Here is a 21097-nt window from a genome sequence, read left to right as displayed (position 1 = left end):
TGTGAGCCGCCCCGTCTTCGCCGATCCCAAGACCGGCTTCGTCTTCCAGCGGATCTTCGGGACCGAGGAGCACAAGCCCGCCCTGATCGGCTTCCTGAACGACGTGTTTGGTCTCGACCATGCGCATCGCATCACGGACGTCTCGTTCTTGCCGGCCGAGCAGCGCCCCAAGGTGAGCGAGCTCAAGTACTCGATCGTCGACGTGAAGTGCGTCGACGCGCGCGGCACCACGTACGTCGTCGAGATGCAGGTGCTCAACGTCGAGGCCTTCGAGAAGCGCGTCGTCTACAACGTCGCGAAGGCGTACACGAACCAGCTCGAGGTCGGCGACGACTACCCCGAGCTCGACGACGTCATCGGCATCAGCATCTGCGACTTCGAGCTCTGGCCGCGCCTGGATGGAACGTCGGTCCCGATGCTCAGCCGGTGGCGCATGCAAGAGCAGACGAGCGGCGTGCGGGGGTTATCCGAGCTCCAGTTCGTCTTTCTGGAACTGCCCAAGTACGACACGTCGCGCGAGCCCGAGACGCTCGTCGAGAAGTGGGCCTACTTCTTCCGCGAAGCGCGCAACCTGACGATGATCCCGCCGTCGCTCCAGCACCCGCCGCTCGTCGCGGCCCTGGAGGCTGCACGCACGGCGAGCTTCACGCGCGAGGAGTGGGACGCGTACATCGCCTCGGGCATGGCCATCCAGAACGAGCGTGGCGCGCTCTCGCTCGCGCGCAGAGAGGGGCTCGAAGAAGGGATTCGTCAGGGCATCGTCGCCACGTGCGACGTGCTCGGCATCGGGATGGATGATGAGCGTCGAGCCCGGCTCGCCGCGCTCGACGCAGCCGGGCTCGAAGCGTTGCTCGCACATCTGCGTCGCGAGCGTCGTTGGCCTTGAATCAGCGGGCGGTCTGCTTGCGGATCGCCCGATCGATCACCTTGGCGATCTCCACGGCAGGCACGACGAGCGCCGACAGGACCAGGAGCAGCATCCACTCGTTCGGGGACATCGCGTAGGTCCGGAACACCGGCCGCAGGCTCGGCACCAGGATCGCGACCAGGTGGATCGCCGCGCTCGCCGCGCACGCGAGGAAGAGCGGGAGGCTCACGAGCGGCTTCGACGAGAATGCCGAGAGGATCGGGCTCCGGCAGCTCCACGCGTGGAAGAGCGGCGAGAGCGCGAGCAGCGAGAAGGCCAAGGCCCGCGTCTGGAGCAGGCCCTGCTCGTCTTGCGGCGACATCACGTAGAGCGCCACCGCGGCGGCGCCCATGATCCCGCCGACGTAGAGGATTCCGAGGTAGTCGCGGCGGTTCAGCAGGCCCTCGGCCGTGTCGCGCGGCGGCTCGCGCATGAGGTGCGGATCCGGCGGATCGATGCCCAGCGCCAGGGCCGGCAGGCCGTTGGTGACCAGGTTGATCCACAGGATCATGAGCGGCGTCAGCGGAGGCCACTTGCCGAAGAACGACACCACGAACACGGCCACGAGCAGGCCCATGTTCGACGACAGCAAGAAGAAGATGAACTTCTGGATGTTGCGGTAGATCGCGCGGCCCTCGCGCACGGCCTCGACGATCGTGGCGAAGTTGTCGTCCGCGAGCACGAGGTCGGCGGCCTGCCGCGCGACGTCCGTGCCCCCGAGGCCCATCGCCACGCCGATGTGCGACTCGCGCAGCGCCGGCGCGTCGTTCACGCCGTCGCCCGTCATCGCCACCACGTGCCCCTTCGCCTTGAACGCCCGCACGATGCGGAGCTTCTGCTCGGCCGTGGTCCGCGCGAAGACGCGCAGATGCTCCACGCGCTTCGTGAGCTCCTCGTCCGTCATCTTCGCGAGCTCGGAGCCCGTGATCGCCTCGTCGCCCTCGTCCCAGAGGCCGATCTCCTTGGCGATCGCCGTGGCCGTGAGCTTGTGATCGCCGGTGATCATCACCGCGCGGATGCCCGCCGCCTTGCAGGTCGCGACGGCCTCCTTCACGCCCGCGCGCGGCGGATCCATCATGCCCACGAGGCCGAGGAACGTGAGCTCTCGCTCGACGTCGCCGTCCTCCGCAGAGTCCTTGCGCACGCGGCGGCAGATCGCGAGCACGCGCAGCGCTTGCCCGCTCATCTCCTCGGCGACATGGGTGATCGTGCGCCGATCCTCCTCGGTCAGGCCACGAACGCCGTCGTCGGTCGCGTACTTGACGCAGAGCGGGAGCAGCACGTCGACGCTGCCCTTCACGTGCGCGATCTCGCGGCCGTTCTTGTCGCGCGTGATCACGGTCATGCGCTTGCGGTCGCTGTCGAAGGGCAACTCGTGGACGAACTGGTGCGAGGGAGCGACGGACTCGCGGGCGAGGTTGCCCTTGGCCGCGAGCGCGAGCAGCGCGCCTTCCGTCGGATCCCCGACGATGCGCCACTTCTTCGTCTCCTTGTCCTGGTCGAGGTGCGCGTTGTTGCAGAGCGCGGCCGTCGCGAGCGTGTACGTGAGCGGCGCCGGGAGCCTTTCGAGGTCGAGGTCGATCTCGCCCTCGTGCCGGAAGCCGCCGTGCGGATCGTAGCCCTCGCCCGTGACCTGGTAGCGCTTGCCGCCCGCGTAGACGACACGCACGGTCATCTCGTTCTGCGTCAGCGTGCCGGTCTTGTCCGAGGCGATGACCGTCGCTGCGCCGAGCGTCTCGACCGCCGGCAGCTTGCGCACGATGGCCCCACGCCGCGCCATGCGCTGCATGCCGAGCGCGAGCGTGATCGTGGTGATCGCGGGCAAGCCCTCGGGGATCGCGGCGACTGCGAGGCTCACGGCTTCCAGCAAGAGCTCGTGCCACGGCCGCCCGCCGCGGAGAAAGCCCCAGCCGAGGAGCACGGCCGAGAGCACGAGGCAGACACGCAGGATCGTCGTGCCGAACGATTCGAGGCGCTCTTCGAGGGGCGTCTTCGTCTCGCCGACGGAGCTGATCATCTCGCCGATCCGGCCGAGCTCCGTGCCGCTGCCCGTCGTGGTGACGACGGCGCGCGCCTTGCCGCGCACGACCGTCGTCCCCGTGAAGACCATGTTCACGCGATCGCCGAGCGGCGCGTCGGCCCCCACCGGCGAGAGCGCGTCCTTCATCGAGGCCGTGCTCTCGCCCGTCAGCGCCGCCTCTTCGGTCGCGAGGTCGATCGTCTGCACGAGCCGCGCGTCGGCCGCGATCGCGTCGCCCGCTTCGAGCTCGAGGAGATCACCCGGGACCACCTCCTCGGCCGGGATGACCCGGACCTTGCCGCCGCGACGCACGCGCGCAGCCGGCGCGCTGAGCTTCTGCAGGGCGTCGAGCGCAGCCTCGGCGCGGCGCTCCTGGTAGTAGCCGAGGAACGCGTTGAGGATGACGATGAGCAGGATCGCGATCGCGTCGCCAAAGCGGCTCAGGAACCCGCCCTCGTGGTCCGTGAAGCCCACGACGACCGCGATTGCGGCGGCGGCGAGGAGCGTCAGGACGAGCGGGTTCGCGAACTGCTCGAGCAGCCTCCGCAGCGTGCTCTTCCGTGGCGGATCGGGGAGCCGATTCTTGCCGTACTTCTCGAGCCGCGCCGCGGCCTCGGCTTCGTCGAGCCCATCGATCGAGCTCGCGCCGAGCCGACCCAAAAGGGTGTCGATGTCCTCTGTGTAAACGAGCCCGTCCTTCCCCTCCGTCGCTGGCGGCTTTGCCTTGCTGGCAGGCGCGCGCTGCTCCGGAGGGGGGCGGACGGATCCCGTGCCCGTCGTCCCAGCTTCACTCATGGCAGGTACTATTCGACTAGCGCTTCATGCGGGCTTGCTCGCGTTGCTCTTCTGCTTCGAGCTCGGCGAGCGCGGCGGCGAGCTCATCTTGCTCGGCCTGCGTCGGCGGGGCGGGGGCCGGGCCCGCGACGCGCACTTGCGCGGGGGCGACCTCCTTCGGCGGCTCGGGCGGCACGACGCCCATCTTGCGCTTCAGCGCCATGAGGTCGTCCTCGGCGCCTTGCGTGGCCTCGAGCTGACCGAAGCGGTGCGCGAGCGTGTCGCCCGTGTACTGCTCCTGGATCTCGCCTGCGGCCTCGGCCTCGGCCTCGATCTGGTCGATCTTGGCCGACATGCGATCGAACGTCTCGAAGGCGGAGGCGTTGTTCAGGCCGGAGAGCGTCTCCTGGATGGCCTTCTGCGCCTCTGCGCGCTTCTTGCGCGCGATGAGCACGTTCTTCTTGCGCTTGGCCTCTTCGATCTTGTTGTTGAGCAGGCGGAGCGCGGTCTTGAGCTGCTCGACCGCTTGCTTCTGCTTCTGCCACTGGTCCTTGTAGGACGCGGCGAGCTGGTCGTGCTCCTTTTTCCGGGCCAGCGCTTCCTTCGCGAGGTTGTCGTCGCCGGCCTTGATCGCGAGCATCGCGCGCCGCTCCCACTCGGCGGCGTTCGCGGCCTCTTGCTCGGCTTGCTTCGCGAGCCGCTTCTCGTCGGCGATCGAGACGGCCACCTGCTTCTTCGCCTCGATGAGCTGGTTGGACATGTCGATGACGACCTGGTTCAGCATCTTCTCGGGGTCCTCCGAGCGGCTGATGAGGTCGTTCAGGTTCGACTTGATGAGGGTGGCGAGTCGCGCGAAAATTCCCATCTCGATTGGCCTCTCGTCCGAGAACTGGTCTCGCGAGCTAGGTGAGCTAGGTGGTGGCGAGATCGTGAAGCGTCGGCACGTGCTGCGCCAACGCGAGATCGAGGTCGCTCAGCGTGGCCTCGAGCTCGTTAGGGTCGAGGTTGTCGAGGGGCAACGCGGCCGAGAGCACGACGGTGTGATCGGCGATGCCGTAGGCGGCGTGCATCAGGTCCGTCGCGTTGTACTCGAGCAACCGGCGGAACAGCTTGTTCTGGTGCTCGGGATCCTTGGGCAGCGGGCCGATCGACACGCGCACGGCGAGGATCGGCGGCGCCACGCGGATCGCGATCGGCGGCTTGTTCTCGCCTGCGGAGACGAGGTAGGTCTCGCCGTCCTTCTCGAAGGGGCGGCTCAGTTGCAGGAGGAAGTTCTCTACGTCCTCGGCGGTTCGCGGCATGGCCGGCCGGAGCGTACAGGCAGTGCAAGGCAGGGTCGAGGGGATCCGAACACTTTTCCGGCGCCCGCGCGAGCAAGCGTTTCCCGAGAAACAAGCGCCGCGTTTCTCCCTTCCAATCGCCGGGCCTTCGCTGGTACGGTCTTTGGTGCAGGTCAACGCTTGGGGGCTACGCTCGGATGACCCGAGCTTCGCCCCCAAACCCCCGGTCCGTGGCGATCCACCCTGGCGACATCCTCGCGGGCTACCGAGTGACCCGCCTCCTCGGCCGCGGCGGTATGGGCGAGGTGTGGGCTGCTCGCAGCGATACGACCGGGCGTGAGGTGGCCATCAAGGTGCTCCTCGCCCGCGCCGCCGTGAAGCCCGACCTCGTGCAGCGCTTCCAGCGCGAGGCCAAGATCGCCTCGGCCATCCAGAGCCCCTACGTCTGCAGCCTGCTCGACGTGGGCCAGACGCCCGACGGGGCGCATTTGCTGGTCTTCGAGCGGCTCGACGGCGAGAGCCTGGCCGACCGGCTGAAGCGCGAGCAATACCTGCCGTTCACCGAGGTCTTCCCGATCATCGAAGACGTGCTCTGCGGGCTCGGTGCGGCCCATGCCGCCGACGTGATCCATCGGGATCTGAAGCCCGGAAACATCTTCCTGGAGCGCACGGCGTTCCCCGAGCGGCCCGAGCGCGCGAAGATCCTGGACTTCGGAATCTCGAAGCTGAAGCGCGGCGACGGCGAGCAAAACGAGCCGACGCTCACGGCCTTCGATGCGACGCTGGGCTCGTTCGCATACATGGCGCCCGAGCAGGTGCGTGGCGCGGCGCGCGCGGACGAACGGGCGGACATCTACGCGGTCGGCGCGGTCGCGTTCCGCTCGCTCTCGGGGCGGCTGCCTTTCGAGGGGACGACGGCGGCGCTGCTCGTGGCGATGAAGCTCGAACGACAAGCGCCGAGCCTGGCCGAGGCGACCGGAGACCGCTGGCCCGCGGGGATCGAGCGGTTCCTCGAGCGCGCGCTCGAGCGCAAGCGCGAGAACCGGTGGAACTCGGCGCGCGAGGCGCTCGACGCATGGCGCACGCTCGCGCCGGGAGGACGCGCGATCCAGCCGCCACCGCCGCCGCGGGCGCCCGAGCCCTCGTCGCTCAACCTCGCGCCGCCCGATCCGCCGACGGTCGCGGACGAATCGGATGTGGCGGGGAGCCAGGACGATCAGCCCACGTGGGTCGATCATCCGCCCACGGAGACGGTGGACACGCCGCTGCTCGGGCAGGCGCCCGACGTTTCCTTCGAGCTGGGGCGAGGACGCAGGACCGGCAGGTGACGAATCGGGTGACGCCGTGAACGACGCGACCGTCCTTTCACGAAACAAGGTCGAAGTCCGCGGAGGCCGCATCAAGGCCGGCAAGGCGGGCTGGGTGGAAGTGGGCACCGAGCCGGTGATCGTCGGCCGCAACGCCCAGTGCAGCATCGTGCTCGACGACGCGAAGATCAGCGCCGTGCACGCCGAGCTCGTGGCCACCGAGCAAGGCGTGCGCGTGCGGGATCTCGGCAGCCGCAACGGCACGTTCGCGGGCGGCGTGCGCGTCGGCGAGGTCTTCCTGCTCGCCGCGTGCAAGCTCCGGCTCGGCGAGACCGAGCTCTCGTTCGAGCCCGCGCGGCCCGAGCGGATCACGGTGCCCGCGATCCCGGCCTTCGGGCCGCTCGTCGCGCAGAGCGCCGGGATGCGCGGCATCTTCGAAAAACTCTCCAAGGTCGCGCCGACGGACCTCACCGTGCTGATCACGGGCGAGACGGGCACGGGCAAGGAGGTCGTGGCGCAGGCGATCCACCAGGCGAGCGCGCGCGCGAAAAAACCGTTCGTCGTCGTCGACTGCGGCTCGATCCCGTCGAGCCTCGCCGAGGCGACGCTCTTCGGCCACGAGCGCGGCGCGTTCACGGGCGCGGTCGACAAGCGCCTCTCGCCGTTCGTGGAAGCGGAGGGTGGGACGATCTTCCTCGACGAGCTCGGCGAGCTGCCGATCGAGGTGCAGCCGAAGCTGCTCCGCGCGCTGGCGGAGCGCCGCATCAAGAGCGTGGGCGGCTCCTCGTACCGTGAGGTCGACGTCCGCGTGCTCGCGGCGACGCGGCGGGATCTCGTGCGGGCCGTGAACACCGGCGCCTTCCGCAGCGACCTCTACTTCCGTGTGGCGCAGGTGCGCGTGGAGCTACCCGCGTTGCGCCAGCGGCTCGAGGACATCCCGGTGCTCGTGCGCCGCATGCTGCGGGATCTCGGCGGCGACGAGGGTGCATTCGATCGGGTCAGTAACTCCACGCTCGAACGGCTCATGCGCCACGACTGGCCTGGCAACGTGCGCGAGCTGAAGAACGCGGTCGCGGTGGCGTACGCGCTCGCGGGCGAAGGCGAGGAGCTCGACGTCGCGGCGCACCTGGGAGCGCTGACGGAGATCCACGAGCCGCATGTCGCAGGCCCGCCGCCTTCGAGCGCAGGCGGACCGGTCTCGACCGGCGCAGGCGCATCGTTCAAGGGCAAGGCGTTCCAGGAGGCCAAGCACGACGTGCTCGCGCGGTTCGAGCGCGAGTACTTCGCAGCGCTCTTCGACGAGGCGAAAGGCAACATCTCGGAGATCGCGCGCCGCGCTGGCATGGAGCGCGCCCATGTCCGCACCTACCTCAAGCGGCACGGCATCCACGGCAAGACCGAGGGCGGCGACGCCTGAGAGGGCCTCACCCGTAAATCGTTCCCCGGTGCATCGGCCGCATCGCGGCCGATGCACCAAGGGTCCAGCGCTTGCGCAGGCCCCGGGTCCAGGGGCGGACAGCCCCTGGTCGGGCCCGGGGTGAAACCCCGGCGCTACGCGGCTCCATCGAAAACGACGGAAGCGCACAGGAATCGAACCTGCCCAGGACAGCGGAACTGCCCCGCACCGATTTTGAAGACCGGGGGTGGCACCAGCCGACCGCGCGCTTCCACCTGCCCTTCTAGCGGGTTTTGTCGCGTAGGGCTACCCTCGCGCCGTGCGTCGCTTCGTCCTTGGCACTGCGGGTCACGTCGACCACGGCAAGACCACCCTCGTCCGCGCCTTGACGGGCATCGACACGGATCGCCTGCCCGAGGAGAAGCGCCGCGGCATCACGATCGAGCTCGGCTTTGCGCCGTGGAGCCTCGGGGACGGCATCGAGGTCAGCATCATCGACGTCCCGGGCCACCGCCGCCTCGTGCACACCATGATCGCCGGCGCGATCGGCATGGAGGTTGTGATGCTCGTCGTCGCCGCGGACGAGGGCGTCATGCCGCAGACCCGGGAGCACATCGCGGCGTGCGAGCTGCTCGGCATTCGCCGCGCCGTCGTGGTCGTCACGAAGATGGATCGCGTGGGCGAAGAGCTCGCGCGCCTCGCGGGCGACGAGGCCGTCGAGCTCCTCGCCGGCCGCATGCTGGCCGAGGTCGTGCTCTGCTCGGCGCGCACGGGCGAAGGCCTCGATGCGGTGCGCGACGCGGTCCGGCGCGCTTTGACCGCGCTCCCGCCGCTTGCGGCCGCGCCGCGCGCGCGCATCGGCGTCGACCGCGTCTTCTCCGTGCGCGGCGCCGGCACCGTCGTCACGGGCACGCTCGTCGAAGGCAAAATCCCGCTCGGCGCGCCGCTCTTCGTCGTCGGCACCGGCCGCGCGGGCGAGCGCGGCGCCGAGGGCGCGGTCCACAAGACGAGCGCGCGTGGCCTCCACATCCACGATCGCGCCGTCGACGTTGCCGAAGCCCCGACTCGCCTCGCCTTGAACCTCGCGGGTTTGCCGCTCGAATCCGTGCACCGCGGCGACCTCGTCACCGACGATCCCAGTGTCGTCCCCACGCGCCGCCTCGACGTCTCGCTCCGGGCCACGGCCCCTGTGCGCAGCGGCATGAGCGTCTCCGTGTACATCGGCACCGCGCGCTCCTCGGGCAAGCTCGACCTCCTCGGCGAACTGCTCGAAGACGGCCGCCGCCTCGCCCGTTTGCGCCTCGCCGACGCGCTCGCTGTCGTCGGCGGCGACAGATTTGTCCTCCGCGGTTCCGACGTCGACGGCCCCGCGGGCGCCGTGCTCGGCGGCGGCGAAGTCCTCGACGCGCGCCCGCCCCAGAGCTTGCGCAAGCGTGGCCGCGCCGCGCGCCTCGCCGTCCTCGAAGCCCTCTTCGTCACGCGCGAGCCGCAGGCTGTCATGCGCGCGCTTGCCCTCGAAGCCTCGCCGCGCACGCTCCCGCGTGACGCCTTGCCCTCGCGCTTCTCCTTGCCTGCGGCCGAGCTCGAACGCGCGGCCGACAAGCTCGGCGACAAGGGCGAGCTCGCGCGCATCAAGCGCCTCGGCTGGGTGCCTCGTACCGCGCTCGTCGAGCTCGCCGTGGAGGCGCGTGGGCTCGTCGTTGCACATCAAAAGAAAAACCCGCTCGATCGCGGCATGGTCCTCGAAACCTTGCGGGCGCGCCTCGCCGCGCGGGCTGGGGCCGAGGCGGCCGACGAGATCATCAAGCTCGCGGCTTCGAAGAGCGGCAGCGTCGCGGGCGAGCCCATCGTCGTCGAGGGGGACGTCGTGCGCGCCCCGCAGATCACGGCTGCGTCGGCTTCGGGCGCGCTCGGCGCGCTCGGCGCGGCGCTCACGGCGCTGGAGAAGGCGCAGCTCAAGGGGTTGACCGAGTTCGGCGTCAAGGAGGCCTCGGGCGCGTCGCCCAAGGAAGTGAAGGCGATCCTGGCGAAGCTCGTGCGCGAGGGGCACGCGATCCACGCCGGCGAGCTTTGGTTTTTCCGGGCGGAGATCGACGCGCTGCGGACCAAGGTGAAGGATCACCTCGACAAACACGGCCGCATGTCGATTGCCGATTTCAAAGATCTATCGGGCCTCGGCCGGAGGCAGGCGATTCCGCTGCTCGAATTGTTCGATCGGGAGGGCATCACGCGGCGCGAGGCCGATGACAGCCGCGTGAGGGGAAAATGACGTTCCAGCGCCCAAAAATGCACTCCGTCGTATTTCTGTGCGTGAAAAACTCCGCGCGAAGCCAGATGGCCGAGGGGCTCGGGCGAGCCATCTTCGGAGACGGCATCCGCGTCCAGAGCGCGGGCAGCGAGCCCTCCCACGTGAACCCGTGGGCGATCGAGGTTTGCCGTGAGATCGGCATCGACATCAGCGGAAATACCTCGAAATTCGTGGGCGCGATCGAGCCCGACTCCGTGGACACGGTGATCCGCCTCTGCGACGAGGAGGTCTGTCCGGCGACCTTGGGCGACAAGCAGCACTATTACTTGCCGATCGAGGATCCCGCGAGCGACGATCCGAGCCTCGGCCGCGAGCAGATGCTCGCGCGCTTCCGCCGCGCGCGCGACGAGATCAAAGGGCAGCTCGAGTCCCTCGCGGCGATCCTCGACCGGACCTGAAGGACCGCCCGAGCGCGGCCGCGAGGAGCGTCAGGAAAAACCAGCCGGCGCGTTCGCCCGTGCCGTGTTGCATCTGGCAAGCGCCGCCGGAGAGGCGAACGGCTTCGTCCGCGGGGGCTTCCGCGTCTGCCTCCGCGTCCGGTGCCGCATCCGCGCCCGCGTCCGCCTCCGCATCCGGACCCGCGTCCGCTTCCGTCATGCATTGGCCATCCACACACGCCGCGCCGCCACAATCTTTGGGCGCTCCGCTCGTGCATACGCCTTCCGCGCAGATATCGCTGACCGTACACGCGTCCCCATCGTCACAAGCCGTCCCCGTGAACCGCGTGCATGCCCCATCCACGCTCGCGCCCGCGGCCATCGCGCATGCATCGCACACGCCGAGATCACACGCGCTGTCACAACATACGCCATCCACGCAGAACCCACTCGCGCACGCCGCGCCCGTCGTGCAGGCCTCCCCATTCTCGCTTTTCAGGACGAACACGTACGCCGACCCCGCGTTCGTCCCGGCGTCGTCCTCCAGATACGCGCCCACGAACGCCGTCTCCCCCTCCATGGCCACCGAAAACCCGAAGGCGTCGCCCGCCGTTCCGTCACCCGCCACGAGCAGGAGATCCAGGGCCCATCCAGCCCCATTCTCCGTGAACACGTAGGCCGCGCCCGCATTCGACCCCTTCGTATCGTCGAGGAGCGCGCCCAGGATCACTCGACCTTTCGTGATCGCCACGCTCGTCCCCAGCCGATCGTCCGACCCGAGCCCCTCCGGCACGAGCTTGCCCGTCGCCGCCCACGTGAGCCCAGCGCGCGCGAATGCATACGCCGCCCCCGCGTCACTCCCGACCGCATTCGCGAGCGGCGCGCCCACAATCGCCGCATCCCCCTCGATGGCCACCGCCGAACCAAACGCATCCCCCGCCTGACCATCCGCCGCGACGAACTTCTTTTGCTGGCTCCACACCGGCCCCGCGCCCACGAAAACATACGCCGCGCCCGCATCCGACCCCGCATCGTCCTCCCCCGGTGCACCAGCGATCACTGTCTGCCCCGACAAACCAACCGACGCCCCCAATCGATCCCCCGCCTGCCCATCCGCCGCGAGGATCTTCTTTTGCTGCGTGAACGCACCACCATTCTCGCCGAATACGTACACCGCCCCCGCGTCCACGCCTTTCGTGTCCTCGGTCGGCGCCCCCGCGACGAGCGTCCCGCCCACGAGCGCCACCGCCTGCCCCATCGTATCCCCCGGCTTCCCGTCGCTCCCGAACACCTTTTGCTGCTGTGTCCACACGCCGTTCGTTCGGGCAAACACGTACACGACGCCCGACGCCGGCGCCCCGCCGTCGCCCCTCGGCGATCCCACGACGGCCACGTCCCCGTCGACGTCCACCGCATGCCCGAACCATTTCCCCGGCCCGCCATCACTCGCCACGAGCTTCTGCTCGAACGCCCACCCGCCGTTCGTCCGAACGAACACGTACGCCGCGCCCGCATCCGTGCCTTTCGTGTCCTCGTCAGGCGCGCCGACGATCGCCGTGTCCCCCGAGAGCGCCACGGAGAAGCCAAAGAAGTCACTCGGATCGCCGTCCGGCGCCAAAAGCTCGATCACCTCGGTCGCGACGAGCGCCGCGGCAGTGCGAGTGACATGCTCCAGCGCCGCGGTACCCAGATCGCAGGCAGCGAGGGGCAGGAGCAGGGCAAGCCAAGCGGGGGCGTTCGATCGGGGCGCCTTGGGCATGGGTAGGCCGGTATCGTATCGCCCCCGCGCCGGAAGGGCGTGGACAATGCCGCCGCTCACGTGCGAAGGTCCCTGCCCGAAAGAAAGGGAGGTCATCATGGCGGAAGTGAAGCGGCTGGGAAGCCTCGGGAACGTCGCAGCGGTGCAGGAGGCCCTCGCGCAGGCAGACGCGTACAAGGAAATGCTCGAGCGCGAGGCCGCCGCGAAGGCCGAGGCCGAAGCCCAGCACGCCGCCGCAGAGGCGCACGTGGGCGCCCAGATCAGCGCGCTCGTCGAGGCCGCCTATCTGGTCGCATCCGCGGACGGGCGCTACACGAGCAGCGAATCCGATCGTCTCGTCGAGCGCGTCGGTGCACTCACGGAGAACAAGTTCGCCGCAGACCATCTCGCCGCCATGGCGAACGACGCCCAAGGCCGCGCCTCCGAGGGCATCGACGCCCGCGCCCACGCCATCGCCGAGATCCTGCCCGATCCGGAGCTCCGCCGCGCGACCCTGCTCGTCGCCTCGGCCGTCGCATGGCTCGACGGCGGCGTCGGTCAGAAGGAAGGTCTCGCGCTGCAGTCACTCGCCCGCGCCTTCGGCTTCTCGATCGACGAGCTGCACAAGATCATGGGCCAGGCCCACGGCTGATTGGGGGCGCCGCGCCGGGGCGCTGCCCCGGACCCCGCGGGGGCTGTTCGCCCCTCGACCCGAACCAGGGCAAGCCCTGGACTCGGGGTGGAAGAACTGCGCGATGCGCAGTTCTTCCAACGGGCCGATGGCAAGATCAAGGACGGCGTTGCCGGTCGAAATAGCAGCGCGGCTGTCTTGATGGGCAGGGTCGCTCCTGTTCGATGAACTGCGCATCGCGCAGTTCATCGACCCTGAGTCCAGCGCTTGCGCTGGTCCGGGTCCCGGGGCGGACAGCCCCGGGTGGGGCCTGGGGCAACGCCCCAGCTCAGCGCCTCCTCAACCAAACGCCGGCTCGAATGCGGCTGCGCGCTCGCGTCCCCAGGCTTCGCGCTCGGCCCTGCGCGTCTCGTAGAGGCCAAGCGACGTGATCGGGAAATAACTTCGGTACAGCGTGTAATGCAGGAGTGCCGTGCGGAAGAAGAGGCCGGCCGGCTCTTCTGCGGGCCACGTGCCGTCGTCGCGTTGCGCGGCGGCGAGGAACCGCGCGCCTCGATCGATCGCGTCCCAGTCTGGATCCTTCGCTTCGAGCAGCGCTGCGAGTGCCCAGGCTGTCTGGATGACCTGGCTCCGATCGTTCTCGCGGTATTGCCCGCGGAGCGCGCTCTCGTGGTGCTCGCCCCAGCCGCCGTCCGGACGTTGCCGCGCCTTGATCCACGTGCATGCCTTGCGAATGGCGTGGTCGTGCGGCGGTGCGCCTGCCGCGAGCAGGCCACGCACGCCGAACAGCGTGCCGTAGATGAAGCACACGCCCCAGGCTGCGGGGAACGAGCCGTCCGCGTGCTGGAGCGCGCGCAGGCTCGCTGCGGCGCGGCGGATCGCGGTGTCGACCTCGCTCCGTAGGATCTCCGGGTAATGCTTCTGGAATGCCGCGAGCGCTGCGATGCACGAGGCCGTGCATTCGGCGTACGCCGCTTCGCTCATCGAATCCCCGAACATCTCCGCGGGGTTCAGCCATTCGAGGGGCATCATCGTCCGGCGCGCCTCGTAGCTGCCGAACGAACCGTCTGGGTTCTGGCACCGGAGCACGAACCGCACCGCCGCTGCCATGTCCTCGGCCGAGGCCCGCGCGTGTGGTGATTCGAGCCGCGCGAGCATCGCCTCGGCTGTGCAATCACTCACCGGCCAGCCGTGCCAGACCCCGGCGAAGCAATACCCGCCGCGTGGATCGAGCCGGTCGTGCGCCGCCGCGTCCCCGACCACCTCGCGGATCTGTTGGTCCTCCAAGAATCGATCGGCTCGCGTGAGCGCCTCGGCGACGTCCACGTGCTTCGAGGCGGCCACGAGCGCCTGCGCCGCGAAGGACGTGTCCCACGTCGCGCTGCGCGCCCCGGCGACCCGCACGCCGTCCGTGTCGTCCTCCCAGATCCAGCCCTCGAACCGCTCGAGCGCGAGCATCGCGTCCGGATCCTTTGGATCGTTCATCCAGAGCGCCAGGATCCCGAGCAGCCCACTCACCGGCGACAATGCGGTGTGCCCACTCGCGCGCAGATCGTAACGCACCTCCTCGCGGAGCGCCGAGAGCAGGCCCGCCCGCGATTTCGGCGTCCGAAACCGATCGACGACCTCGAACGCCTGATACGCGAATTCGACCGCCAGGCTCGGCGGCGTCTGGAGCTCCGCCGCGCGCCTTTGCCGCCGTGCCGCCGCGAAATCGACCGCGCCAAACCCGCCCGGATACAGCTCGTTCCGCAGCGCCCGCGTGATCGCCGTCTCGGGCGCGCTCCGCCGCGCGGCGACGAGCAGCGACATGCCGAGGTAGATGTACCGCGTGTGGCAATAATACTTCGACGGGTGCAGGGCCCACGATCGCGGCAAGAGCCACGCCTCGGGCAGCACCTTCGGCACGCCCTCCCAGCCATAAAGACCCGAGAGCGCCAGCCACAACTTGCCCCAGCTCGGGATCGCCGCCGCGCCGCCCTCTTTCCGGATGAACCCGAGCCCCTTCGCGAGAAGCGGATCCTCCGCCGGCACGCCGAGCAGGCGCGCCGCCACGTACACGAGCGTCGTGACGAACAGGTAGGGCTGCGAGAGCTCGTGCATGCCCCACGTTCCATCGGGCAAACGCGTCCGCGCGAACTGGAGCAAGATCCGCTCCCGGCGCACCGGATCGATCGGCAAGCCCATCACGTGGCACGCCATGACGTACTGGGCCGCGAGCATCGGGTTCCAGATGACCTCGCCCTCCCACGACCCGTCCTCGGCCTGCTCGGCCACGAGCGCGCGCACGCCCCGCGCGAGCGCCGTCCGCGGCTCGAGACGCGCCTTTCCGAGCCGCGTCGCGCGCTCCGCCGCCGGATGCTCGAGCACCTCCGCGCGCCCGGCCGCCGCCTTCAGCGCCGCGCCATATCGATCCTCGGCCGACCGCGGGAAATCCCGCGTGGGCTCGGCCGGCGTGAGGTGCAGTGTCGCCCGCATGAGCCAGCGCAGCCGCATGCCGAGCTCGCCCGCGACCTCCGCCGCGTGCCGCGGATCCCGCCGCACCACGCCGTCGCGCACGATCGCGCTCGACGCGCGGAGCAGCGCCTTCAGGAACGATCCGCCGAAATGCAGCGGATTCGTGTCCTCGCACGAGAGGAAGCCCATCGTGCGCATCCGCTCCGCGGGTTGCTCGCGCCAGAGGTCGTAGATCCCGCTGCGGATCGCCGCCGTCTCGTCCGACGTATCGGCGAAGACCTCGTAGAGCGCGACGGCGAGCATCTCCGGCGCGCGGCTCTGGATCGTGCGCCCGCGGCTATAGGCGCGGAAGTTCTTCGCCTCGGCGAGCGCGATCGCGTCCTGGAAGCCGAGCGTCATGCCGAGCGCCGTCAGCGGATGGTGGTGGCCCACCGCGTCGCCCACGAGCGCGAGCCCCTCGCGGCCGTAATCGACGCGCGGGCGGATCTGGTTCGTCGCCCACGCGATCTCGCCGCTCTCGAGCGCCTTGCGGAATGCACCCCGCATCGCCTCGGGCAGGATGCGCGAGAACGCCTCCCAGAGCGTCGCCGCCTTGCTGCGCTGCACGCGCATCGAGAGAGGCACGTCGAGGCAGAGCCGCACGTGTCGATTGTCGATCCGATATGCGAGCGCAGGCCCCGGCCCGCCGAGGAACACGTGCCCGTGCCCTTCGAGCGGCATGCGCACGCCTTCGAGCAAAAGCCCCGCCATGCGCGAGTACGTCGCCGCGCTCCGGTCGATCGAGAGCGCCGCGTGGGCCACGCCGCTGCGGCCGCTCGCGCCCACGACGAGCCCGGCGCGGACCATCCGCGTCCCGCCGCCCTTTTGCTGGTACGAGAGGGTTTGATCGACGATGTTCGTCGCGCGCGACCCGGGCTGATAGTCGATCCGCGCCTCGCTCATCACGCGCTCGCGCAGCCGCTCGACGAGCCGGACGTGCTCGATCGCGTGGCCGACATTTCCGGCGCGATAGGGGAGCGCGATCGGGTTCGTGCCGTCGTCGGGGTACAGGACGAACCCGCGGCCCGACTCGTACGTCGTGCCGGCCTTGAGATCCACGCCGAGCCCGCGGAGGATCTCCACGGCGGGCGGGTGCAGCCATTCGCCGGCGAGCCGCTCGACCGCGCGTGGATTCGACTCGAGCAAGAGTACCTGGGCGCCTCGCTCCGCGAACGCGAGCGCCGACACGCAGCCGACCGGACCTGCGCCGATCACGGCGATGTCGTAGTCGAGCCTCTCTGCCTTCCCATTCATGCTAAGGACCTCGTTCGTCATTCACAGCCGCGGCATTCACCGGCGGCACCCCTGAACTGGTCCCCCCCTATCGAAGCGAGGGCGGCCCGGACGCCCGGACAAACCGTGCGTCACGACCACCCCTGGTCTCACGCGTTCACGGACGCGCGACGTGCGCCCCGCGCGATGCGGGGCCCTCGGGCACGAGCGCCCGACGGAAGAAATCGGCGTATGCGTCGTAAATCGCGCTCCGCACGCACGTGGGCACGAAGCCGAGCTCGCGCTCCGCCTTCGAGGTATCCGCGCGCCGCGGCGAGGACGCGGGCGCCGGCGCGCCGGGCGGGCGCTCGCCCCCGAGCATACGCGCCGCCGCGAGCTTTTGCGCGAGGGACGTCCGCGCGAGCAGCGCCGGCACGGCGAACGGCGGGCGACGCCGCGCGCTCGCTTCCTCGAAGAACGAGAGCAGATCGTCGATCGACACGAGCTCGGTCGCGACCACGTACTTCTGCCCCTTGCGCCCGTTCCGCATGGCCGCGAGGTGGGCCTCCACCGCGTCACGCGTCGACGTGAGCAGGAGCGCGCCGCGCGCGAATGCGCGGAGCCTTCCGTTCGCGTGATCCACGAGCGCCCGGCCGATCGCGCTCGGCCGATCGTCGAAGGGCCCGACGAGCGTCGTCGGCGCGACCACGACCACGTCGAGCCCGTCGGCCACGGCCTTCAAGCATTCGTGCTCCGCGAGCGCCTTCGTCCGCGCGTGCGGCGAGTGCGCGGAGAACGGGTCGAGCGGCGTCGCCTCGTCGATCGGCGCGCCGCGTGTATCGTCGTACCGCACGGCGTCGAGCGAGCTCGTCACGACGACCCGCCGCACGCCCGCCTCGCGACACGCGTCGAGCAGCACGCGTGTCCCAAGCACGTTCGTCTCGAAAAACGCCCGCTCGTCGCCCTCGGCCACCATGGCCGCCGCGTGATAGACCTCCGTGACGCCGCGCGTCGCCGCGCCGAGCGCGTCCGCGTCTCGCACGTCGCAGGTCACGACCTCGACGGGCAGCCCCGCGAGCGCCGCCGCGCCGCGCGCGCCTCGCACGAGCACGCGGACCTCCTTGCCCTCGGCGACGAGCCGCCGCACGAGGTTTTGCCCGAGGTGCCCCGCGCCGCCCGTCACGAGCACGCGCCCCTCGCGGGTCCGCGCGTCATTCCGGGACGCATCGTTACCTGACGACTTTTTCGCGCCCGCGCCGCCGCGAATCACGGTCATCGACGCGCGCCGCTCGGGCGGAACCGGCGGCCTCCGCGCGCGGAGCAGCGGCATCGCCACGCGACCCGTCCCGCCCGCGGGCGCGCTTGGCCTGGCCTCGGCCGCGCGGGCAAACAGGGCGGTGAGCGCGGAATCACTCTCGGCCGCGCGCCGCGCGCCGGCGAGCACCTCGGCCACGAGGCGTTTGTCGATCTTCGGCTCGCGCCCGCGGACGAGCGTGTCCTCGCCACGCTCCACCTCGCGCAGCGTGGCGATCGCCAGCGCGAGCGGCACCGCGCAGAACGCGCGCACTTCCGCGCCCTCGCGGCCCGGCCAGCAAAGCGTGTACTCCACCGCGGCGTCGAGGTGCCCGCGCGCGATCGTGCACACCTCGGACACGGCCGCGAGACCACCCGCGCGCGCCTCGGGCGAGAGCAGTGCGTCGCGACGAACCCCGTGCCGGGCGAGCACGTCTTCCGGCAGGAAACACGCGCCGCGATCGAGATCCTCGGCGACGTCTTTCAGCACGTTCACCATCTGCAGGCCGAGCCCGAATCGCGTCGCGCGGCTCCACGCCGCTTTGCGGACCTCCTCGCTCGCCGTGGGCACCGCGCGCTCGAAGAGCGCGGTGAGCAGCTCGCCCACCGTGCCGGCCACGAAATAACAATATCGCTCGAGGTCGGCCACGTCGCGGATGCGCGTCTTGCCTTCGGCGTCCGCGCGTCCCGCGTACTCGCGCATCCCCCGGCTCATCTCGAGCACCCACGGCCGGATCGCCTCCTGATCGGCCGCGGGCAGCGCGCGGTATACGCGAAACACCGCACCCGCGCCCTTGCAGAGCGCGCGATCGGCCTCGGACATCCCGATGGCCTCGTCCGTGAATCGGGCCTCGAATTCGGACAGAGAGCCCGCCTCGCCCCGCATGAGCGCGTCGAACGCGTCGAAGAGCGAAACGCGGGTCTCGGGCGCGATCGGATTCGCGTCCTCGATGCTGTCGACGATCCTGCAGAGCAGATACGCGGCGCAGAGGGAATCGGAGAGCCCCTCGGGCAACGACAGGATCGAGAGCGCGAACGTCCGCGAGACGCGCGGCAGCGTCCGTACGCAGAAATCGCGATCGGCGACCCTCTGCGCGGCGAGCGCCTCCAGAGCGGCGGCCATGGCCCCGCTCCCGTCTTCGGACAAACCAATCCGTAGCCCCGCGTCGCGGAGCCCAGAAACGTCATGCCTCGCCATTCCGTGCCGCTCCCTTACCGCCGGCGCCTCGTGGTCTCGGCTGTCAACGAAGTAATCGAAGAATCAGTGTCCAGTGCTTGTGTACTGCATTGCCGTCCTGACCGTTCAGCCCGATCGTTCGACTTTGCAGCGAGGCCGTACATGGCGCATGGAGGGCAATCGTGTCAAGGGGCGCCCGCCTACGTTCGCGTGCTTTTTCTTGCTGAGGCGGCGGGGCGCGAAGTCGACTTCGCATCGGTCTGCCTCTCTGGTGTTGCTTTTCGGCAACGTCGTGTTCTCGCCCGACCATTGCATGCGTGGACGGACATGAGCACGAGGGGAGCCTTGATCTGGGCTGCGCTCGTCGCCTCGCTCGCCTCCTGCGAGCGCGACGCGCCCACCATTTCCCGTGAACCCGAAGGCGCGCACCCGCAAAATGCGGCGTTCCTCCCGGTGCAGGCGGACGAGGCGTTCCCTGCGCTCGGCTGTTACCAGCGCGCGCGGGAGCGAACGCTGCTCACGCAGTACGACGCTTATCTCCTGTGCGCGGGCGCGACGTCGGATGCGCCGATCGCCTGCTACGAGCGCGCCTCGGCCGCACTCCTGCTCTCCGCGCAGGCGCTCGCGCTCTGCCGCTGCGCCGAGTCGGTCGCGCCGATCGAGTGTTATGAGCGCGCTTCGCGAGAGACCACGCTCACGCAGCCCGAGATCGTCGCGCTCTGCAGCGCGGCCTCGATGCAGCGGCTTTACCCGAATTGCACGCCGGTTCGCTGAGCGTCACATGCCGCAGCGCTCCCAGTGCGCGATCGTCGTCATCGCGCCCGCGCCTCCGGCGCCCACGCGCGTGTATTGCACGACGATCGGCACGTCCGACTCGATCACGGTCGCGAAATCCGTTCCGATCGGCAGCGGCTCCGGGCCTTCGAGCTCGTGCCAGCGGATGCGCCGGCTCCGTTCGGGCAGGAGCGTGAGCCGGTAGGGCCCGGCCGGCACGCGGTGCTCGAAGTACACCATGATCTCCACGTGCGCCTCGTGCGCGGAGGCATTGAGCAGCCAGAGCACGTCGTTCGTGCCATCGCCGTCCGCTCGCTTCGCCACGTGCCCCTCCGCGACCGACCACCGTTTGCACCCCGCCGGCTTGCTCATCCAGGTCCCCCTCGTCCGGGCGCTTCCGCCCCGAAAAACACCGCTGCAGAGCCCGTGCCGACGAGGCGCCGTTCCCTTCGCCCGGGCTTGCCTGTATGCTGCTCGCGAATGTTCGTCCGCGTCGGGATGGTCGCCCTTTCGCTCGTCCTCGGGACCGGTTGTCGGGACGAAAGCGCGTCCCCGACGAAAGCCCCCGAGACCGCGCCCTCCGCCGCACCGCCCGCGAGCGCGGCCCTCACGCCCTCGCGTGTTGAAAGCGCCGCGCCGTCACCCGCCGCGCCGAGCCTCCCTGCGCTCCCGTCCCGCAAAGTGCCGAGCAAGACGCTCGCGGACGGGAGCCTCCTCGGCGAGTTTTCCTTCGAGCGCGCGGCGGGCGACGAGGGCATGGCCTGGCTCGCCGCGGAGGACGCCTGCGTCGCCGCGGGCAAACACCTCTGCACGGCCACGCAATGGCAGGCCGCCTGCGAGGCCGATCCGGCCATCTCCGCCGTCGAGACCTGGACCCTCACGCCCGAGCGCGACGCGGGGTTTTTCGTGCGCGGTGGCGGGGTGGGGTGTGGCCGAAAGACCGTCGCTCCCGGGGCGCAGGCGAGCCCGTTCCGCGCCGGCGCCTGCTGCACGCCCGCGCTCGCCGCGGCCGGCCGCGACATCCAGCCGGCGATGCTCCGGGCCATGGCGAAAAACGTCCTCGACCTCGAGCGGACCTTGAATGCGCGCCGCGCCTCCGCGCTCACGGGCTTCTTCGACGAGCGCGTGCGCGTCTTCCTCAAGGAAAAATCACGCGCCGAGGCGGTCGCCGTCTTCGAGTACGAGTTTGGCAAATATGAAGATTACGCTGCCGTGCACGAGCTCTGCGATTTCTCGGTGCCGGCGGACAACGAGACCTATACCGCCGATTGCCGCAAGATCTCGCGGTTCGGCGGCAAGGTGGGACACGTGCTCACGCGTTACGTCTTCGTGGCCGGCTCGGGCAAGCTGCGCTCGATCACGGATCCGGCGATTTACCGCGCATTCGCCGAGCCCTGACGGGCTCTC

The 21097-nt window shown here is 70.0% G+C and carries 15 protein-coding genes and 1 tRNA gene; 8 read left to right on the top strand and 8 right to left on the bottom strand.

The genetic code is table 11. The features are described 5' to 3' along the window. Nucleotide 1 precedes the first annotated feature (1 nt). Nucleotides 2–886: an Rpn family recombination-promoting nuclease/putative transposase gene (locus KEG38_RS45055; RefSeq protein WP_272426921.1), complete on the top strand. Its 885-nt coding sequence runs from the start codon at nt 2–4 to the stop codon at nt 884–886. Nucleotide 887: 1 nt separating this feature from the next. On the opposite strand, the gene KEG38_RS45050 is transcribed toward KEG38_RS45055, so the two are convergent. Genes KEG38_RS45050 through KEG38_RS45040 form a run of 3 tightly spaced genes read right to left on the bottom strand, consistent with a single transcriptional unit; the run spans nt 888 to nt 5002 of the window. Next, nucleotides 888–3722, bottom strand: a complete 2835-nt coding sequence (locus tag KEG38_RS45050; protein WP_272426920.1) for a cation-translocating P-type ATPase — start codon at nt 3720–3722, stop codon at nt 888–890. 16 nt (nt 3723–3738) lie between these two features. Beyond that, the gene (locus KEG38_RS45045; protein WP_272426919.1) at nt 3739–4566 is read right to left on the bottom strand and encodes a PspA/IM30 family protein; all 828 of its coding nucleotides are present in this window, start codon (nt 4564–4566) and stop codon (nt 3739–3741) included. A 46-nt stretch (nt 4567–4612) separates the two neighbouring features. Then, on the bottom strand, nt 4613–5002 hold the full coding sequence (locus KEG38_RS45040) for a CesT family type III secretion system chaperone (protein ID WP_272426918.1): 390 nt from the start codon (nt 5000–5002) through the stop codon (nt 4613–4615). Between the two features lie 209 nt (nt 5003–5211). Here KEG38_RS45040 and KEG38_RS45035 point away from each other — a divergent pair, with 209 nt between their 5' ends. Then, on the top strand, nt 5212–6309 hold the full coding sequence (locus KEG38_RS45035; protein ID WP_272426917.1) for a serine/threonine-protein kinase: 1098 nt from the start codon (nt 5212–5214) through the stop codon (nt 6307–6309). A gap of 16 nt (nt 6310–6325) precedes the next feature. Further along, nucleotides 6326–7705, top strand: coding sequence for an FHA and sigma-54 interaction domain-containing protein (locus KEG38_RS45030; RefSeq protein ID WP_272426916.1), 1380 nt, complete (start codon nt 6326–6328; stop codon nt 7703–7705). A 157-nt stretch (nt 7706–7862) separates the two neighbouring features. Here the strand turns inward: KEG38_RS45030 and KEG38_RS45025 are convergent. Further along, a tRNA-Sec gene (locus tag KEG38_RS45025) sits at nt 7863–7957 on the bottom strand. A 46-nt stretch (nt 7958–8003) separates the two neighbouring features. Between KEG38_RS45025 and selB the strand changes: the two genes are divergently transcribed. After that, nucleotides 8004–9953 (top strand): selenocysteine-specific translation elongation factor, encoded by a 1950-nt coding sequence (gene selB / locus KEG38_RS55845; protein WP_272426915.1) that lies wholly within the window; start codon nt 8004–8006, stop codon nt 9951–9953. A 17-nt stretch (nt 9954–9970) separates the two neighbouring features. Further along, on the top strand, nt 9971–10390 hold the full coding sequence (locus tag KEG38_RS45015) for an arsenate reductase ArsC (protein WP_272426913.1): 420 nt from the start codon (nt 9971–9973) through the stop codon (nt 10388–10390). On the opposite strand, the gene KEG38_RS45010 is transcribed toward KEG38_RS45015, so the two are convergent. Further along, nucleotides 10344–12128 (bottom strand): FG-GAP repeat protein, encoded by a 1785-nt coding sequence (locus tag KEG38_RS45010; RefSeq protein WP_272426911.1) that lies wholly within the window; start codon nt 12126–12128, stop codon nt 10344–10346. The two genes, KEG38_RS45015 and KEG38_RS45010, sit on opposite strands and share 47 nt — an antisense overlap. A 97-nt stretch (nt 12129–12225) precedes the next feature. Between KEG38_RS45010 and KEG38_RS45005 the strand changes: the two genes are divergently transcribed. After that, nucleotides 12226–12759 (top strand): tellurite resistance TerB family protein, encoded by a 534-nt coding sequence (locus KEG38_RS45005; protein ID WP_272426910.1) that lies wholly within the window; start codon nt 12226–12228, stop codon nt 12757–12759. A 318-nt stretch (nt 12760–13077) separates the two neighbouring features. Here KEG38_RS45005 and KEG38_RS45000 read toward each other — a convergent pair whose 3' ends face one another. After that, complete coding sequence (locus KEG38_RS45000; protein ID WP_272426909.1) at nt 13078–16488, bottom strand: squalene/oxidosqualene cyclase; 3411 nt, start codon at nt 16486–16488, stop codon at nt 13078–13080. Nucleotides 16489–16624: 136 nt separating this feature from the next. After that, nucleotides 16625–18862 carry a squalene/phytoene synthase family protein gene (locus KEG38_RS44995; RefSeq protein ID WP_272426908.1) on the bottom strand — a complete coding sequence of 746 codons (2238 nt, stop codon included), beginning with the start codon at nt 18860–18862 and terminating at the stop codon, nt 16625–16627. 381 nt (nt 18863–19243) lie between these two features. On the opposite strand from KEG38_RS44995, the gene KEG38_RS44990 reads away from it, so the two are divergent. Beyond that, nucleotides 19244–19690, top strand: a complete 447-nt coding sequence (locus KEG38_RS44990; RefSeq protein ID WP_272426907.1) for a hypothetical protein — start codon at nt 19244–19246, stop codon at nt 19688–19690. Between the two features lie 3 nt (nt 19691–19693). On the opposite strand, the gene KEG38_RS44985 is transcribed toward KEG38_RS44990, so the two are convergent. Then, a complete protein-coding gene (locus KEG38_RS44985) occupies nt 19694–20062 on the bottom strand; it encodes a sensory rhodopsin transducer (RefSeq protein WP_272426906.1) in 369 nt (122 codons plus the stop codon). A 108-nt stretch (nt 20063–20170) separates the two neighbouring features. On the opposite strand from KEG38_RS44985, the gene KEG38_RS44980 reads away from it, so the two are divergent. Continuing rightward, complete coding sequence (locus tag KEG38_RS44980) at nt 20171–21088, top strand: hypothetical protein (RefSeq protein WP_272426905.1); 918 nt, start codon at nt 20171–20173, stop codon at nt 21086–21088. The last annotated feature ends 9 nt before the right edge of the window (nt 21089–21097 follow it).

Source organism: Polyangium jinanense (genome assembly GCF_028435265.1).
In the GTDB taxonomy this organism is placed as follows: domain Bacteria; phylum Myxococcota_A; class Polyangia; order Polyangiales; family Polyangiaceae; genus Polyangium; species Polyangium jinanense.
This window is presented reverse-complemented; position numbering and strand designations above follow the sequence as displayed.